The organism is Streptomyces sp. BI87, assembly GCF_025957665.1.
Lineage (GTDB): Bacteria > Actinomycetota > Actinomycetes > Streptomycetales > Streptomycetaceae > Streptomyces > Streptomyces albidoflavus.
This window is the reverse complement of sequence record NZ_CP110079.1, coordinates 475,839-491,765: the sequence shown is the minus strand read 5'-3', so window position 1 is coordinate 491,765 and position 15,927 is coordinate 475,839. Positions and strand designations below refer to the sequence as shown.

The 15,927-nt window shown below is 74.7% G+C and carries 18 protein-coding genes; 16 read left to right on the top strand and 2 right to left on the bottom strand.

Features of this window, described 5'->3' with window-relative positions:
• Nucleotides 1-141 precede the first annotated feature (141 nt).
• From shc to OIM89_RS02040, 6 genes are all read left to right on the top strand, one after another.
• Entirely contained in the window at nt 142-2,133 is a 1,992-nt protein-coding gene (gene shc / locus OIM89_RS02065; RefSeq protein ID WP_195730075.1) for a squalene--hopene cyclase, read from the top strand.
• Entirely contained in the window at nt 2,133-2,804 is a 672-nt protein-coding gene (locus tag OIM89_RS02060; RefSeq protein ID WP_030694982.1) for a hypothetical protein, read from the top strand. The genes shc and OIM89_RS02060 overlap by 1 nt, the downstream gene beginning before the upstream one ends.
• A gap of 5 nt (nt 2,805-2,809) precedes the next feature.
• Entirely contained in the window at nt 2,810-3,832 is a 1,023-nt protein-coding gene (gene hpnH / locus OIM89_RS02055; RefSeq protein WP_030694983.1) for an adenosyl-hopene transferase HpnH, read from the top strand.
• Between the two features lie 70 nt (nt 3,833-3,902).
• Nucleotides 3,903-5,327 (top strand): aspartate aminotransferase family protein, encoded by a 1,425-nt coding sequence (locus OIM89_RS02050; RefSeq protein ID WP_226964740.1) that lies wholly within the window; start codon nt 3,903-3,905, stop codon nt 5,325-5,327.
• Nucleotides 5,328-5,394: 67 nt separating this feature from the next.
• Complete coding sequence (locus OIM89_RS02045) at nt 5,395-6,012, top strand: helix-turn-helix domain-containing protein (protein ID WP_047466635.1); 618 nt, start codon at nt 5,395-5,397, stop codon at nt 6,010-6,012.
• Nucleotides 6,009-6,191 (top strand): DUF6126 family protein, encoded by a 183-nt coding sequence (locus OIM89_RS02040; protein WP_030694986.1) that lies wholly within the window; start codon nt 6,009-6,011, stop codon nt 6,189-6,191. The genes OIM89_RS02045 and OIM89_RS02040 overlap by 4 nt, the downstream gene beginning before the upstream one ends.
• Nucleotides 6,192-6,200: 9 nt before the next feature.
• Here the strand turns inward: OIM89_RS02040 and OIM89_RS02035 are convergent, their stop codons facing one another.
• Complete coding sequence (locus tag OIM89_RS02035) at nt 6,201-7,016, bottom strand: tyrosine-protein phosphatase (RefSeq protein ID WP_030694987.1); 816 nt, start codon at nt 7,014-7,016, stop codon at nt 6,201-6,203.
• Between the two features lie 289 nt (nt 7,017-7,305).
• Between OIM89_RS02035 and OIM89_RS02030 the strand changes: the two genes are divergently transcribed.
• From OIM89_RS02030 to OIM89_RS02010, 5 genes are all read left to right on the top strand, one after another.
• Nucleotides 7,306-8,094, top strand: coding sequence for an SGNH/GDSL hydrolase family protein (locus OIM89_RS02030; protein WP_030694988.1), 789 nt, complete (start codon nt 7,306-7,308; stop codon nt 8,092-8,094).
• Between the two features lie 147 nt (nt 8,095-8,241).
• Nucleotides 8,242-9,471 carry an MBL fold metallo-hydrolase gene (locus OIM89_RS02025; protein ID WP_264490923.1) on the top strand — a complete coding sequence of 410 codons (1,230 nt, stop codon included), beginning with the start codon at nt 8,242-8,244 and terminating at the stop codon, nt 9,469-9,471.
• Nucleotides 9,472-9,868: 397 nt separating this feature from the next.
• The gene (locus OIM89_RS02020) at nt 9,869-10,276 is read left to right on the top strand and encodes a hypothetical protein (protein ID WP_264490922.1); all 408 of its coding nucleotides are present in this window, start codon (nt 9,869-9,871) and stop codon (nt 10,274-10,276) included.
• A 255-nt stretch (nt 10,277-10,531) separates the two neighbouring features.
• The gene (locus OIM89_RS02015) at nt 10,532-10,960 is read left to right on the top strand and encodes a hypothetical protein (protein WP_264490921.1); all 429 of its coding nucleotides are present in this window, start codon (nt 10,532-10,534) and stop codon (nt 10,958-10,960) included.
• 10 nt (nt 10,961-10,970) lie between these two features.
• Nucleotides 10,971-11,327, top strand: coding sequence for a DUF4190 domain-containing protein (locus OIM89_RS02010; RefSeq protein ID WP_037664925.1), 357 nt, complete (start codon nt 10,971-10,973; stop codon nt 11,325-11,327).
• On the opposite strand, the gene OIM89_RS02005 is transcribed toward OIM89_RS02010, so the two are convergent.
• Nucleotides 11,314-11,607 carry a dienelactone hydrolase family protein gene (locus OIM89_RS02005; RefSeq protein ID WP_229359950.1) on the bottom strand — a complete coding sequence of 98 codons (294 nt, stop codon included), beginning with the start codon at nt 11,605-11,607 and terminating at the stop codon, nt 11,314-11,316. The two genes, OIM89_RS02010 and OIM89_RS02005, sit on opposite strands and share 14 nt — an antisense overlap.
• Nucleotides 11,608-11,971: 364 nt before the next feature.
• Between OIM89_RS02005 and OIM89_RS02000 the strand changes: the two genes are divergently transcribed.
• The 5 genes from OIM89_RS02000 to OIM89_RS01980 all read left to right on the top strand — a co-directional run bounded on the left by OIM89_RS02000 (nt 11,972) and on the right by OIM89_RS01980 (nt 15,926).
• Nucleotides 11,972-13,912, top strand: a complete 1,941-nt coding sequence (locus OIM89_RS02000) for an ATP-binding protein (RefSeq protein ID WP_264490920.1) — start codon at nt 11,972-11,974, stop codon at nt 13,910-13,912.
• Between the two features lie 83 nt (nt 13,913-13,995).
• Entirely contained in the window at nt 13,996-14,430 is a 435-nt protein-coding gene (locus tag OIM89_RS01995; RefSeq protein WP_047141765.1) for a roadblock/LC7 domain-containing protein, read from the top strand.
• A 2-nt stretch (nt 14,431-14,432) separates the two neighbouring features.
• On the top strand, nt 14,433-14,804 hold the full coding sequence (locus OIM89_RS01990; RefSeq protein WP_003952099.1) for a DUF742 domain-containing protein: 372 nt from the start codon (nt 14,433-14,435) through the stop codon (nt 14,802-14,804).
• Nucleotides 14,782-15,375, top strand: a complete 594-nt coding sequence (locus OIM89_RS01985; RefSeq protein ID WP_030697734.1) for a GTP-binding protein — start codon at nt 14,782-14,784, stop codon at nt 15,373-15,375. Before OIM89_RS01990 ends, OIM89_RS01985 begins: the two co-directional genes overlap by 23 nt.
• Nucleotides 15,372-15,926: a GAF domain-containing protein gene (locus tag OIM89_RS01980; protein ID WP_030697733.1), complete on the top strand. Its 555-nt coding sequence runs from the start codon at nt 15,372-15,374 to the stop codon at nt 15,924-15,926. The genes OIM89_RS01985 and OIM89_RS01980 overlap by 4 nt, the downstream gene beginning before the upstream one ends.
• Nucleotide 15,927 lies beyond the last annotated feature (1 nt).

Sequence of the window (15,927 nt, the reverse complement as noted above, 5' to 3'; positions counted from 1 at the left end):
CTTCCCCTGCCCCCGGTCACCGGCAGTAACGGCACCACCCGCCGCATATGACGCGCTGTCGGCGGCCCGCGCCCTGATCCGGCGCGGGCCGACGGCACACCCCGAGCACACGCAGACCGACCACTGCATCAAGGGGACGCCATGACAGCGACGACCAACGGACCGGCCGGGGCCGCGCCCTCCCGCCCCGCCCCGGCCCGTACCACCGCGACCACCACCGACACCGCCGCCCCCGACGCGGCCGCCGTCGAGGCCGCCGCGGAGCGGGCCAGGGCCCGCGCCGCCGACCACCTGCTGGGCCTCCAGAGCCCCGAGGGCTGGTGGAAGGGGGACCTCGACACCAACGTCACGATGGACGCCGAGGACCTGCTGCTCCGCCAGTTCCTCGGCATCCGCGACGAGGCCACCACCCGCTCCGCCGCCCTCTTCATCCGCGGCGAACAGCGCGAGGACGGCACCTGGGCCACCTTCTACGGCGGCCCGCCGGACCTCTCCACCACCGTCGAGGCGTACGTCGCGCTGCGGCTCGCCGGGGACAGCCCCGACGCCCCGCACATGACCCGCGCCGCCCACTGGGTCCGCTCCCAGGGCGGCATCGCCGAGGCCCGGGTCTTCACCCGGATCTGGCTCGCCCTCTTCGGCTGGTGGCCCTGGGACCGGCTCCCCGAGCTGCCGCCCGAGCTGATCTTCCTCCCGCCGTGGGCCCCGCTGAACATCTACGACTTCGGCTGCTGGGCCCGGCAGACCATCGTGCCGCTCACCATCGTCTCCGCGAAGCGCCCGGTGCGGCCCGCCCCCTTCCCCCTGGACGAGCTGCACACCGACCCGGCCAACCCGGCGCCCCGCGCCCGCTTCGCCCCCCTGGCCAGCTGGAACGGCGCCTTCCAGCGGCTGGACCGCGCCCTGCACGCGTACCGCAAGGTCGCCCCCCGCGCCCTGCGCAAGGCCGCCATGGCCACCGCCGGGCGATGGATCGTCGAGCGGCAGGAGAACGACGGCTGCTGGGGCGGCATCCAGCCGCCGGCCGTCTACTCGATGATCGCCCTGCACCTGCTCGGCTACGACCTCGGCCACCCCGTCATGCGGGCCGGCCTGGAGTCCCTGGACCGCTTCACGCTCACCCGCGAGGACGGCTCCCGGATGGTCGAGGCGTGCCAGTCGCCCGTCTGGGACACCTGCCTCGCCACCATCGCGCTGGCCGACGCCGGGGTCCCCGCCGACCACCCGCAGCTGGTCCGCGCCGCCGACTGGATGCTCGGCGAGCAGATCGAGCGGCCCGGCGACTGGTCGGTGCGCCGCCCGCACCTGGCCCCCGGCGGCTGGGCCTTCGAGTTCCACAACGACAACTACCCGGACATCGACGACACCGCCGAGGTGGTGCTCGCCCTGCGCCGGGTACGCCACCCCGACACCGCGCGCATGGAGCGGGCCATCTCGCTGGGGGTGCGCTGGAACCTCGGCATGCAGTCGAAGAACGGCGCCTGGGGCGCCTTCGACGTCGACAACACCAGCTCGCTCCCCAACCGGCTGCCCTTCTGCGACTTCGGCGAGGTCGTCGACCCGCCCTCCGCCGACGTCACCGCCCACGTCGTCGAGATGCTGGCCGCCGAAGGACTCGCCGCCGACCCGCGCACCCGCCGCGCGGTCGACTGGCTGCTGGCCGAGCAGGAACCGAGCGGCGCCTGGTTCGGCCGCTGGGGCGTCAACTACCTCTACGGCACCGGCTCGGCCGTCCCCGCCCTGATCGACGCCGGGCTGCCCACCACCCACCCGGCGGTCCGCCGCGCCGTCGCCTGGCTGGAGTCGGTGCAGAACGACGACGGCGGCTGGGGCGAGGACCTGCGCTCCTACCGCGAGCAGGGCCGGATGGCCCGCGGCGCCTCCACCGCCTCCCAGACCGGCTGGGCCCTGATGGCGCTCCTGGCGGCCGGGGAGCGGGAGAGCAGGGCCGCCCGGCGCGGCGTCACCTTCCTCGCCGAGACCCAGCACGAGGACGGCAGCTGGGACGAGCCGTACTACACCGGTACCGGCTTCCCCTGGGACTTCTCCATCAACTACCACCTGTACCGGCAGGTCTTCCCGCTCACGGCACTGGGCCGGTACACCCGCGGAGCAGCACCCGAGGGTGCCTGATGACGCGCCCCGCGGCCGCCGGGCCCCGGCCGGGCCCGGCGGCCGGCCCGGCGCCCCTGGTCATCGCCTGCGCCCTCACCATCGAACGGCTCGCCCTGCGCACCGGCATCCGCGCCCCCGCGGACACCCCGACCCGGGTGCTCCGTACCGGCATGGGGCCCGAGGCGGCCGGCCAGGCCGTCGCCGAGGCGCTGCGCGACCCGGCGCTGGCCCGGGCCGGGGTGGTCGCCACCGGGTTCTGCGCGGGCCTCGGCGCGGGCATGCACCCCGGTGACCTGGTCGTCGCCGACGAGGTCCGCGACCCGCGCGGCGTCACCCGTTGCGCCGAGGCCGACGTACTGGCCGCGGCGGTGGCCCGCGCGGTGCCGGGGCGCACCGTGCACACCGGCCCGCTCACCGGCTGCGACCACGTGGTGCGCGGTGCTGAGCGGGCCCGGCTGCGGTCGCAGGGGGCTGTCGCCGTCGACATGGAGTCCGCCGCCACCCTGTACACCGCCCGGCGGGCCGGACCGCGCCCGGTTGCGGCCGTCCGGGTGGTCGTGGACGCTCCAGAGCATGAGCTGGTCCGGATCGGAACGGTACGCGGTGGAATATCGGCTTTCCGTGTACTCCGTGCCGTGATCCCCGCTTTCTACGAATGGCACCGTTCCTCGCTGCTCCCCCGGAGGTGAGCCAGATGGCCATGCCGCTCCGCCAGACCATCAAGGTGGCGACGTATCTCGCCGAACAGAAGCTGCGCAGGCGGGAGAAGTTCCCGCTCATCGTCGAATTGGAGCCCCTGTTCGCCTGCAACCTCGCCTGTGAGGGGTGCGGCAAGATCCAGCACCCCGCCGGAGTCCTCAAGCAGCGCATGCCGGTGGCCCAGGCCGTCGGCGCGGTCCTGGAGTCGGGGGCGCCGATGGTCTCCATCGCCGGCGGCGAGCCCCTGATGCACCCGCAGATCGACGAGATCGTGAATCAGCTCGTCGCCAAACGCAAGTACGTCTTCCTCTGCACCAACGCCATGCTGATGCGTAAGAAGATGGACAAGTTCACCCCCTCCCCGTACTTCGCGTTCGCCGTGCACATCGACGGGCTGCGGGAGCGGCACGACGAGTCGGTGGCGAAGGAGGGCGTCTTCGACGAGGCCGTAGCGGCGATCAAGGAGGCCAAGCGCCGCGGCTTCCGCGTCACCACCAACTCGACCTTCTTCAACACCGACACCCCGCAGACCATCATCGAGGTGCTCAACTACCTCAACGACGACCTCGAGGTCGACGAGATGATGATCTCGCCCGCCTACGCCTACGAGAAGGCACCCGACCAGGAGCACTTCCTCGGCGTCGAGCAGACCCGCGAGCTGTTCCGCAAGACCTTCGCCGACGGCAACCGCCGCCGCTGGCGCCTCAACCACTCCCCGCTCTTCCTGGACTTCCTGGAGGGCAAGGCGGACTTCGCCTGCACCGCGTGGGCCATCCCCAACTACTCCCTCTTCGGCTGGCAGCGGCCCTGCTACCTGATGAGCGACGGGTACGTCCCCACGTACCGCCAGCTCATCGAGGAGACCGACTGGGACAAGTACGGTCGGGGCAAGGACCCCCGTTGCGCCAACTGCATGGCGCACTGCGGCTACGAACCGACGGCCGTCCTCGCGACCATGGGCTCCCTCAAGGAGTCGCTGCGCGCCGCCCGCGAGACCGTCACCAGCAACCGCGCCTGACGCCCGCCGGGGCCGGGCGGCACTGAGCCGTCCGGCCCCGCGCGCGTTCCACCGAGAGGGGGACCCACCCATGACCACCGTCGACGGCGGCGCACCGGCGACCGGCGCCGGGCCCGCGCCCGGCTTCGACCTGCGGCGGCTCCTCGCCGAGCGCGGCGGCGAGCGGTACGCGCTGCACACCCGCCACCTGAACCCGCAGCTGCCCCGCATGCTCCGCACCCTGGGCTTCGACAAGGTCTACGAGCGCGCCGAGGGCGCCCACTTCTGGGACGCCGAGGGCAACGACCACCTCGACATGCTCGCCGGGTTCGGCGTGATGGGCCTCGGCCGCCACCACCCGGTGATCCGCCAGGCCCTGCACGATGTCCTCGACCTCTCGCTGCCCGACCTCACCCGCTTCGACTGCCCCCCGCTGCCCGGTCTGCTCGCCGAGCGGCTGCTCGCGTACACCCCGCACCTGCACCGGGCCTTCTTCTGCAGCAGCGGCACCGAGGCCGTGGAGACCGCGCTGAAGTTCGCCCGCCGGGCCACCGGCCGGCCGCGCGTCCTGCACTGCGCGCACTCCTTCCACGGCCTGACCACCGGAGCCCTCTCGGTCAACGGCGAGCGCTCCTTCCGCGAGGGCTTCGGGCCGCTGCTCCCCGACACCGCCGTTCCCCTCGGCGACCTCGACGCGCTCCGCCGCGAGCTGCGGGCCGGCGACGTGGCCGCCCTGATCGTCGAGCCCGTCCAGGGCAAGGGCGTGCACGCCGCCCCGCCCGGCTACCTGCGCGCCGCCCAGGAACTCCTCCACCGCCACAAGGCGCTGCTCATCGCCGACGAGGTGCAGACCGGCCTCGGCCGCACCGGCGACTTCCACGCCCACCAGCACGAGGACGGTGTCGAACCGGACCTGGTCTGCCTGGCCAAGGCGCTCTCCGGCGGGTACGTCCCGGTCGGCGCCACGCTCGGCACCGACGAGGTCTTCGCCAAGGTGTACTCCTCCATGGACCGGGCCCTCGTCCACTCGGCGAGCTTCGGCGCCAACGCCCAGGCGATGGCGGCCGGGCTCGCCGTCCTCGACGTCATGGAGCGCGAGGACACGGTCGCCCACGTCCGGCGGGTGGGGGAACGGCTGCGCTCGCGCCTCGCCGCCCTCGTCCCGCGCTACGAGCTGCTGCACGAGGTGCGCGGGCGCGGCCTGATGATCGGCATCGAGTTCGGGCGGCCCGAGTCGCTGCGGCTGCGCAGCCGTTGGGCGATGCTCCAGGCGGCCCGCAAGGGGCTCTTCGCGCAGATGGTGGTGGCGCCGCTGCTGCACCGGCACCGCATCCTCACCCAGGTCTCCGGCGACCACCTCGAAGTCATCAAGCTGATCCCGCCGCTGGTGGTGGACGAGGCGGACGTGGACCGCTTCGTCGACGCGTTCACGCAGGTCATGGACGAGGCGCAGGACGGCGGGCTGCTGTGGGAGTTCGGGCGGACTCTGGTCCGGCAGGCGGTGGTCCACCGCTGACGCCCCGGAGGTTTGCCTCTGAGGCAAGAAACTTGTCCCTGAGGCATGAATCTGGCTCAATCGAACCATGAGCACCGACCGTCCGGACGACCCGGCCGCGCTCCCCGCCGTCGCGCCCCACCTGCGTGAGCTGCGGCGCCGCGCCGGTCACACCCTGGAGACCGCGGCCCGTGCCGCCGGACTGTCGGCGGCTCACCTCTCCCGGCTGGAGACCGGCCGGCGCCAGCCCTCGCTGCCGATGCTGCTCGCCCTGGCCCGCGTCTACGGTACGACCGTCTCCGCCCTGCTCGGCGAGACGGGTGGCGAACAGCACGCCGTCATCCGGGGCGCCGAGGCCGAACCGGCCCCCGCAGGCGGCTGGACGTACTGGCCCGCCGGCGGTTCCGGGCGCGCCATGCAGGCGCTGCGGGTGCGCGTGCCGTACGGGGCGCAGGGCGACATGGTGCGGGTCCACCCCGGCGAGGAGTGGCTGCACGTGCTGCGCGGGCGGCTGCGGTTGCGCCTCGGGGAGAGCGAGCACCTGCTGCACCCCGGCGACGGGGCCCACTTCGACTCGCTCACCCCGCACCGGATCGGCGCCGCCGACGCCGACGGCGCCGAACTCCTCTTCGTCCACACCCTGCTCCAGAGCCCGGGCGCCCCGTGCCTCGGCCCGGGACACCCGAACCCGAAAGGCCCCGCATGAGCGAGCGACCCGACTCCGAGCCCGCCACCGCCGAGCAGGCTCCCGCCCGGGCCGGCCGGGACATGGAGGAGCGGCTGCCGCCCAGCCTGTGGATCAGGCTCCTGATCTACGTGGTGGTCGGCCACCTCCTGGCCGGCTTCATCTACCTGCTCTTCGAGGTGGGCAGCAAGGCGCAGTGAGGCCCGGACTCAGTCCAGCAGGCGGCCGTGCAGCTGGTCACGGAGCTCGGGGGTGAGCCGCAGCCCGTCGGTGAGGTACCGCTCGGTGCCGCCCCAGGTGGCGTCGATGGTCTCGAAGGCCGCCGCGAGGTACTCGGCGCGGGCCTCGAAGAGCGGGCTGAGCAGCTCCATGACCTCGGGCGAGAGCGCGTCGGGGGAGTCGGAGGCGCGGCGTATGCGGTAGCGGCGGTGCTGGGCGTTGGACTCCAGGTAGTCCGCCTCGATGACCTCGCGGTCCACGCCGAGCGCGAGCAGCGTGACCGCCACCGAGAGCCCCGCCCGGTCCTTGCCGGCCGCGCAGTGCATGAGCGCCGGGACGCTCTCCTCGGCGAGCGAGCGCAGCACCCGGCTGTGCTCGGCGGTGCGCCCGGTGATCATCTCGCGGTACGAGGTGGTCATCCTGAGCGCGGCCTTGCCGTCGCCCAGCAGCGAGCGGAGCTGGGGCAGGTCACCCTCGCGGACCATCTTCCAGAAGCCCGCGCCGTCGGCCGGGTCGCTCAGCGGGATGTTGACGTTGCGCACCCCGGGCAGTTCGACGTCGAGGCCGTCCAGGGCCCGGTCCGCGCTGTTGCGGAAGTCGAAGACGGTGTGCAGGCCGAGCCCGCTGAGGAAACCCGTGTCGGCCTCGGTGGCGTGGGCGAGGTGGCCGCTGCGGAAGAGCTGCCCGGCCCGCACGCGGCGCCCGTCGGACGTCGGCAGACCACCGACGTCACGGAAGTTCCGCACCCCGGTCAGCTCCGGCTCCGGCATCGACTCCGACCTCGTCGACGGGGACTGCTGCGTCACGTGGGCTCCTCCCGGTCGGCCGCCGCTCGGGTGCGGGCGGGCGCGCCTCGACGATACGACAGGTGTTCGCACCCGGGAACGGCGTGGACGTGCGGGAACGCGCACGCGAGGGGCGCTGGGCGGCACCGCGGGGCGCACGGGAGGGGGCCGCCGGGGGCGGCCGCGAGCCCGATGGGTGGCCTCCGCACCTATTCCGCCTCTGGGGGAACCTTGACCGGTGGTGTTTGTCACCCGCGTCAACCCCTTCCTACGGTGGCGTAACTCACTTCACCAGGTGAATGATGTGCCCGTGACAGCAGAGACGACTTCCCCAGCGCCAGATTTCACCTCGTACGCGGCAGTCGGCGACAGCTTCACCGAAGGGGTGGGGGACCCCGGACCCGACGGGGCCTTCGTGGGCTGGGCGGACCGCCTGGCCGTCCTGCTCGCCGACCGGCAGCCCGAACACGCCTTCCGGTACGCCAACCTCGCGGTGCGCGGCAAGCTGCTCGACCAGATCGTCGCCGACCAGGTGCCGAGGGCCCGGGAGCTCTCGCCCGACCTGGTCACCTTCTGCGCCGGCGGCAACGACGTGATCCGCCCCGGCACCGACCCCGACGACCTCGCCGAGCGGTTCGAGAAGGCGGTCACCGCCCTCACCTCGGATGTCGGCACGGTCGTGCTGACCACCGGCTTCGACACCCGCGGGGTGCCGGTCCTCAAGCACCTGCGCGGCAAGGTCGCGACCTACAACGGTCACGTGCGCGCCATCGCCGACCGGTACGGCTGCCCCGTCCTCGACCTCTGGTCGCTGCGCTCCGTGCAGGACCGGCGGGCCTGGGACGCCGACCGGCTGCACCTCTCGGCCGAGGGCCACACCCGGGTCGCGCTGCGCGCCGGGCAGATCCTGGGCGTCGAGGTGCCCGCCGACCCCGACGAGGAGTGGCCGGCCCAGCCGCCGCGCACCCCGCTCGACGGGCGCCGCGACGACATCCAGTGGGCCCGCGAGTACCTGGTGCCGTGGATCGGCCGGCGGCTGCGGGGCGTCTCCTCCGGCGACCACGTCAGCGCCAAGCGCCCCGACCTGCTGCCGCTCTGAGCCGGGGCCGGAAGGGGAGGCCCTTCCGGCCATGCCGGCCGCGTCCCGGGGCAGAGGCCAGTGGGGCGGTGCACCGCCGGGGCCGGATCGCCCGGGTGGCTCTTCCTCCCCGACAATGGAACACCTGACCGCTGCTCTGGAGGCACCGTGACCGGAATCCGTACGCCGAACCCCCTGGTCCGCGCCCTGCGGCCGGCCTCGTTCGGCGGTGACCCCTCGGGAGAGCGCCGGCGGCGCATCCTCAGCTCGCCGAACTTCGCGGACGGCTCGTTCCGCAACCCCGACGGCGGCCCGGCCACCCCCTCCGCCGCGACCCCGCGCGACCTGGTCCGCGCCTACCTGAGCAAGGAGGGCCGGGCCCGGCGTGCCCCGGCGGCCCCGATTCCGCTCCACCCCACCACCGTGGCGGACCTGGCCCGGCGGCCCGACGAGGGGCTGCGGCTCACCTGGACGGGCCACTCCAGCGTCCTCGTCGAGATCGACGGGGCCCGCCTGCTCTTCGACCCCGTCTGGGGCGAGCGGTGTTCGCCGTTCGGCTTCGCCGGTCCGCGCCGCCTCCATCCGGCGCCGGTGCCGCTGCGGGCCCTGGAGGCGGTCGACGCCGTGGTCATCTCCCACGACCACTACGACCACCTGGACATGCCCACCATCCGGGCCCTGATGCGCACCGGCACCGTCTTCGTGGTGCCGCTGGGGGTCGGCGCCCACCTGGAGCGGTGGGGCGTCCCCGCAGAGAGGCTGCGCGAGCTGGACTGGCGCGAGGCCACCCAGGTCGCCGGGGTCACCCTGACCGCCACCCCGGCCCGCCACTTCTGCGGGCGGGGCCTGCGCAACCAGCAGCACACCCTGTGGGCCTCCTGGTCGGTCCGGGGCAGCGACCACCGGGTCTTCCACAGCGGCGACACCGGGTACTTCCCCGGCTTCCGGGACATCGGCACCGAGCACGGCCCGTTCGACGCGACGATGATCCAGATCGGCGCGTACAGCGAGTTCCTGCCGCGCAGCCGGGGCGGGGCGACGCGCGACCCGGGCCCCTGGCCCGACATCCACATGACGCCCGACGAGGGGCTGCGCGCCCACCTCGACCTCCAGGGCGGCACGCCGCACGGCGTCCTGCTCCCGATCCACTGGGGCACCTTCAACCTCGCCCTGCACCCCTGGGAGGAACCGGCCGAGCGCACCCTGCTCGCCGCCCACCGCGCGGGCCAGCAGGTCATCACCCCGCGCCCGGGCGAACCGGTGGTCCCGGCGCACGCGCCCGCCGCCGACCCCTGGTGGCGCGCGGTCGCGGCGCGGGCTCCCGGGGAGGGCTGGGCCGCCTGGCCGCCGGCCGGGGAGCAGCGCGACGCACTGGACCTGGCGGCCCCCGAGCGGTGAGCCTCACCGCGGCAGGACGGCCCGGTCCTCGCGCAGGGCCCGGGCCGGCGCGGCCGGCCGGGGCAGGTCGAGGTGGACCACGGACTGCCCGGCGCCGGCGCCGGTGCCCTTGACCGGGGCGGCGCGGTAGGTGTCGGCGGGGCGCAGTTCCCGGGTGCCCCGTCACAGCAGGCGGCGCAGCACCGCGTCGCTCATCGCCCCGTCCACGCTCACGCTGCCGGTCACCGCGTCGAGGACACCCTTGAGGCCGAGCGGTCCGCCGGCGCCGGCGCGGAGCTTGGCGAGCAGTTCGCGCCGGATGAGCTGCGCCTGGCGTGGGCGAGGGCGGCCTCCCCGTCCAGGTGGCGCGCGGTCCCGTCAGGACCGGGCAGGTCGATGCCGCCGACCGGCCAACCTCGTGGCCGGGCTGCTGCTCGGCACCGGCCTCGCCGTCCTGCGCCAGCGCCCCGGCACCAGCCTCACCACCACCGCCCAACTCGCCGCGCACACCGGCGTACCGGTGCTCGGGGCCGCCCCGGTCGACGCCGACGCGGCCCAGCGGCCCACGGGGGAGAACGCCACCGGCCGCAGCCCCTGGGCCGAGTCCTTCCGCCACCTGCGCACCAACCTGCGGTTCGCCCGCATCGGCGAACGCCCCGGGGCCGTGGTCGTCACCAGCCCCCTGCCGGGCGAGGGCAAGACCGCCACCGCCACCGCCCTCGCCCTCTCGCTGGCCGCCTCCGGCACCAGCACCTGCCTGGTCGACGCCGACCTGCGGCGCCCGGTGTCGCCACCCGGTTCGGGCTCGTCCAGGACGCCGGCCTGACCACCGCCCTGATCGGCCAGGCCGAACCCGCCGACCTCGACCAGCGGGCCCCCGGCGGACTCGCGGTGCCGGCCGGCGGCCCCCTGCCGCCCAACCCTGGGTCTCGCACCCCACGCGGGGGCCGAGGAGGCCGACCGCACCGCCGGGGCGGGCGGGCCCCGGTGAGCGCACCCCGCGTGCTCTTCGTCCGCGCCGGCAACCTCTACCGCTCACCCCTCGCCGAACGCCTCCTCGCCGCCCGGCTGCCCACCGCCCGTGTCGGCAGCGCCGGCACCCACGCCCCGCCCCGGCCCCGGCGTGGACCCGGAGACCCGCCGTGTCCTGGCCGAACGCGGGGGCGACGACACCGGGTTCACCTCCCGTCAGCTCACGCCGAAGCTGGTCGGCGGGGCCGATCTGGTGCTCGGCACGGAGCGCGCCCACCGTGACGCGGCCGTCCGCCTGCGCCCGGGCGCGCTCCACCGGGCCTTCACCCTGCGGGAGTTCGTCCGCCTCGCCACGGGAACCCCGCCGGGCGCCGAGGACGAGATCGAGGACCCCCACGGCGCCGGGGAGGAGATGCTGCGCGACTGCGCCGAGCGTCTCGACGCTCTGGCCGCCGAGGTGGCGCGGGTGCTGGGCGGGCCGGGGCCGACCGCCTCCCCGGCCGGACTCACCACGCCCGCTACCTGGGCTTCTTGCTAAGGTCCTCGCCATGTCGGTCACCCAGACACTCCCCGGCTCCGCGACGGCGGAACGGGACAACCGAGCCGCCCGGGTCAGTGCCTACGCCGTAGCCTTCGCGGCGTTCGTCGGAGGCGGCGGCTACCTGCCCGCCGCGGTCTTCTTCCCGCTGACGCTCACGTGGATGGCCGTGATCTTCCTGTGCGGGATCACCGCGATCGTCGCGGGCCACGTCGCCCGCTTCCGCGCCAAACGCCATGGCCTGCGCGGCCGCTGGCTGGCCCTCGCCGGAATCGTCGGCGGCTGGATCTGCGTCCTGGTGGCCGTGCTGGCGCTGGCGGCCGTGGTCGGCGTGCTCGGCGGCCTGGCCGTACTCATCGACTCCTGAGACCACTCTCGCCGTGCGCGGCGAGGAAGTCGAGCGCCCGCCTGTTCAGCAGGGCGGCGGCCTCCGGGTCGTGGGCAGGCAGGGACGAGTCCGCGAAGAGGTGCTGGTCGCCGGGGTACAGGAACGGCTCCGCGTCGGCCGACTCCGCGACGAGCCGGTGGAGGCCGATCCGTTCTTCGCCGGGGACCGCGACACCGCCGACCGTGGACCTGCACCGGCACGCCCTGCGGCCAGGCGGGGCCGAACTCCGAGACGGGGATGCCAGGACGACCTCTGCCATGCCCGCGGCCCCTTGCCTCTCGCTCATCCGGCGCCCCTGTCGGACGCATGTGCGGAGCGTAACCCTCAAGGGATGACCGTGTCCGTCGTCCGGCCCTGCGCGCCGCCCCGCCGGGCGGCCTCCATGAGCCTTCGAACCCTTGTCCCCCTACGGATTTCGGGCTGGTGTGCGAGCTGTCGTCCGGGGGTGGGGTGCTGCCCGTCCAAGTGGTCAACTGCCCACCGCACGGGATGCTTTGATGACTACCGTGAGTGCTCGTCAGGTCGCGCGGAGCCCACGCCGGGGTGTCCGCGTTGCCCGCCAGGAGCCCCGCTACCGCACCCCCGCCCCACGCCGGACCGGGGGGTTTCTTCCGAGGACGTCGATGTCACAACTACGCGCACCGGCCGCCAACCGGGCGGACCGCCGTGAGGGCGGCGGCCGGCACGGCAAGGCCGCCCAGCAGCTCCCCGAGGCGCACATACGGCCTCAGCTGCTGCGGATCGCGGTCCTGCCGGCCGTCGCGGTCTCCCTCGGTGGCGCCGCCGCGGTGCTCTTCGCGCTGCGTTCCGCCGACGGCGGCGGAACCACCTCCCCGCTGCTCTGGGCGATCCTCGCCGGCGCCGCCGCCGTGGCCCTCGCCGGGATCGCGGTCGCCGCCGTCGCCGCCGACCGCACCGCGCGGAACATCCTGGACCGGGCCGCGCAGCTCCGCCGCACCAGCGCCCGCAACCAGGCCGAACTGCGCGACGTCCTCGACGCCCTCCGCCGGGGCGAGCAACCCACCGCCCAGCAGCCGCCCCTCGCCCCGCGCGGCGACGGCTTCGACCTGCTCGGCGAGGAACTGCACCGCGCCCACCGGATGGCCGTCCAGGCCGTGGTCCAGGCCGCCCAGCTCTCCAGCCAGGCGGGCAGCGAACAGAAGGTCGAGGTCTTCGTCAACCTCGCCCGGCGCCTCCAGTCCCTCGTCCACCGCGAGATCCAGCTCCTGGACGAGCTGGAGAACCAGGTCGAGGACCCCGACCTGCTCAAGGGCCTCTTCCACGTCGACCACCTCTCCACCCGCATCCGCCGCCACGCCGAGAACCTCGCCGTCCTCGGCGGCGCGATGTCCCGCCGCCAGTGGAGCAGGCCCGTCTCCATGACGGAGGTGCTGCGCTCGGCCATCGCCGAGGTCGAGCAGTACTCGCGGGTCAAGCTGGTGCCCCCGATCGACGGGGACGTACGCGGCCACGCCGTCGCCGACACCATCCACCTCCTCGCCGAACTGGTCGAGAACGCCACGGTGTTCTCCGCCCCCCACACCCAGGTCCTGCTGCGCGCCAGCCGCGTCGCCGCCGGGGTCGCCGTCGAGGTCGAGGACCGGGGCCTGGGCATGCCCGGCGACGAGCAGCGCCGGATGAACGCCCTGCTCGCCGACCCCGACCAGGTCAACGTCGCCAGCCTCCTCCAGGACGGCCGCATCGGCCTGTACGTGGTCGCCACCCTCGCCCGGCGCCACGGCATCGCGGTGCGCCTCCAGTCCAACATCTACGGCGGCACCCAGGCCGTCCTGGTGCTCCCCGCCACCCTGCTCGGCACGGTGCCCGACGCCCAGCCCGCCCCCGAGTCCCTCCCCGGCACCGCGGCGCCGGCCGCCCTCACCAGCACCCCGACGGCCGGTCAGCCCCTGCCCGACGTACCGCCGGCCGGACCCGTGGCCGAGCAGCCGCTCGGACCGCCTGCCCCGGCACCGCTCCCGCCCACCGCCGACGAGGAGCCCGCGCCGGCCGCCCCGTCCCTCGCCCCCGACCGCCCGGTCCCGGTCGCGCAGGACGAGGCCCCGGCGCCGCGCCCCGCCCCCGTCGACGGCACCCCGCCGCCCCTGCCGACCCGCACCACCCGCCGGCAGGCGGCCTCCCGGGGCCAGCACGCCGCGCCGCCCGAGGCCGGGCCCGAGCCGCGCGCCGCCGTGCCCGGCCCCCGCACCCTGCCGGTCCGCGACACGCAGGAGCAGCGGCCGACCCCGGCCGAGGCCCGCCCCGGCATCCGGCCCGAGCACCGGGACACCGTCGAGGCCAACGCCGCCTCCCCCCTCGTGCTCGGCAGCACCCTGAAGGACCAGCCGCCCGAGCGGCCCAGCCTGCCCCGCCGCCGCGCCCAGGAACACCTTGCCCCGCAGCTGCGCGACGGCCCCGTCGCCCGCACCACCGGCGAACTGCCCCACGTCGGCCACGACCCCGGGCTGATGGCCGCGTTCCGGCGGGGGATCGGCCTCGCCGAGGCCCAGGACGAGCTGCCCGCCGACCCCGCGCCCGACACCGGCCCCGCCCACCGGTCCGGGTGAGGCGGCACTCCAACTCCCCTCCGCAGTCCCCACGTTCCCGTAGCCCCACAGGTTCCCCCATGTATGCAAGGAGTCGATCCACCATGGCGAGCGATGCGCCGACCGGCCATGCCTCCGACCTCGACTGGCTGTTGAGCGGACTGGTCCAGCGGGTCCCGCACACCCGCAGTGCCGTGCTGCTCTCCGCCGACGGTCTGGTCAAGTCCCTGCACGGCCTCGACCCGGACAGCGCCGACCACCTCGCCGCCCTCGCCTCGGGTCTCTACTCGCTCGGCCGCAGCGCCGGAGCGCGCTTCGGCGAGGGCGGCGACGTCCGCCAGGTCGTCGTCGAACTCGACAGCAGCCTCCTCTTCGTCTCCACCGCCGGGTCGGGCACCTGCCTGACCGTGCTGGCCGGGCGCGAGGCCGACGCCGCCGTCCTCGGCTACGAGATGACGATGCTGGTCAAGAGCGTCCGGCCGTACCTGGTGACCCCGCCGCGCCGGCAGGCCCCCGAACCCACGGCGATGAGGAACTGACCATGGCCCTCCCGCAGGACGGGCCCTGGCTGGACGACGCGGCCGGGCGCCTCGTCCGCCCGTACACCGTCAGCGGCGGGCGGACCCGACCGACGACCGCGCTGGACCTGATGTCCCTGGTGATGTCCACCGGCACCCAGCCGCTCGGCTACCTCGGTCCCGAACACAGCGACGTCCTCGGGCTCTGCGAGGCGCCCACCTCCGTCGCCGAGGTCGCCGGGCAGCTGCGGCTGCCCGCCGTCGTCACCAAGGTTCTCCTCTCCGACCTGGTCGACTGCGGCGCCCTGACCACCCGGGCCCCCGACTACTTCCACCACCCCACCGACCGGTCCCTGCTGGAGGCAGTGCTCGATGGACTACGACGACGGCTCTGACCCCTTTCCCACCGCGCTCAAGATCCTGGTCGCGGGCGGGTTCGGGGTCGGGAAGACCACCTTCGTGGGCGCGGTCAGCGAGATCGCCCCGCTCAGCACCGAGGAGCTCCTCACCACCATCAGCGCCGAGACCGACAGCCTGGAGGGCGTGGAGAACAAGACCACCACCACGGTGGCGATGGACTTCGGCCGCATCACCCTCGACAGCCGCCACGTCCTGTACCTCTTCGGCACGCCGGGGCAGGAGCGGTTCTGGTTCATGTGGGACGAGCTGTCCGAGGGCGCGCTCGGCGCCGTCGTCCTCGCCGACACCCGGCGGCTGGAGGACTGCTTCGCCGCCGTCGACTTCTTCGAGCAGCGCGGGATGAGCTTCGTCGTCGCCGTCAACGAGTTCGACGGCGCCCACCGCTACGGCCCCGACGAGGTGCGCGCCGCCCTCGACCTCGGCATCCACGTGCCCGTCATCCGCTGCGACGCCCGCATCTCCAGCTCGGCCGTGCAGACGCTGCTCACCCTGGTACGGCACCTCCTCGCCGGGCACCCCGCCGAGAGCCAAGGAGCGCCCCTGTGACCTTCGACCCGCTCGGCCACCTCCTCCTGACCCCCGCCGACCCCGAGGCCCCGGCGCGCGAGGAGCGGCTGGGCAGGCTGGGGCTCGGCCGCCACGCCGACGCCGGGCTCGACGCCTTCGCCACCCGCCTCGCCGACCTGACCCGCGCGCCGTACGCCATGGTCAACTTCATAGGCACCGGCGGGCAGTTCTTCGCCGGGCTGCACACCCCGGCCGGGCCGCTCGCCGGGGGAGCCGCGCCCGCGAGCGCCTTCCGGCACATGGCCCGCGACCACGGCTACTGCCCCTACGTGGTGGTACGGCGCAAGGCGCTGGTGCTGGAGGACGTCTGCGACTTCCCGCGCTTCGCCGGGAACCCGGTGGTCGACGAGATCGGCATCCGCTCCTACCTCGGCGCCCCGCTCATCGACCGCACCGGCCTCGCCCTCGGCACCGTCTGCGTGGTGGACACCCAGCCGCGCCCCTGGGGCCGGGCGGGGCTCGACACCATCAAGGCGATGGCCGCCGAGCTGGCCGAGCAGCTCCAGCGCCGCGACCCGGGAGTCCCCTGAG

Excerpts from the sequence above, each read along its gene's own strand:
- shc (WP_195730075.1), top strand. The coding sequence starts at position 142 with ATGACAGCGACGACCAACGGACCGGCCGGGGCCGCGCCCTCCCGCCCC.
- OIM89_RS02060 (WP_030694982.1), top strand. The coding sequence starts at position 2,133 with ATGACGCGCCCCGCGGCCGCCGGGCCCCGGCCGGGCCCGGCGGCCGGC.
- hpnH (WP_030694983.1), top strand. The coding sequence starts at position 2,810 with ATGGCCATGCCGCTCCGCCAGACCATCAAGGTGGCGACGTATCTCGCC.
- OIM89_RS02050 (WP_226964740.1), top strand. The coding sequence starts at position 3,903 with ATGACCACCGTCGACGGCGGCGCACCGGCGACCGGCGCCGGGCCCGCG.
- OIM89_RS02045 (WP_047466635.1), top strand. The coding sequence starts at position 5,395 with ATGAGCACCGACCGTCCGGACGACCCGGCCGCGCTCCCCGCCGTCGCG.
- OIM89_RS02040 (WP_030694986.1), top strand. The coding sequence starts at position 6,009 with ATGAGCGAGCGACCCGACTCCGAGCCCGCCACCGCCGAGCAGGCTCCC.
- OIM89_RS02010 (WP_037664925.1), top strand. The coding sequence starts at position 10,971 with ATGTCGGTCACCCAGACACTCCCCGGCTCCGCGACGGCGGAACGGGAC.
- OIM89_RS02005 (WP_229359950.1), bottom strand. The coding sequence starts at position 11,607 with ATGGCAGAGGTCGTCCTGGCATCCCCGTCTCGGAGTTCGGCCCCGCCT.
- OIM89_RS02000 (WP_264490920.1), top strand. The coding sequence starts at position 11,972 with ATGTCACAACTACGCGCACCGGCCGCCAACCGGGCGGACCGCCGTGAG.
- OIM89_RS01995 (WP_047141765.1), top strand. The coding sequence starts at position 13,996 with ATGGCGAGCGATGCGCCGACCGGCCATGCCTCCGACCTCGACTGGCTG.
- OIM89_RS01990 (WP_003952099.1), top strand. The coding sequence starts at position 14,433 with ATGGCCCTCCCGCAGGACGGGCCCTGGCTGGACGACGCGGCCGGGCGC.
- OIM89_RS01985 (WP_030697734.1), top strand. The coding sequence starts at position 14,782 with ATGGACTACGACGACGGCTCTGACCCCTTTCCCACCGCGCTCAAGATC.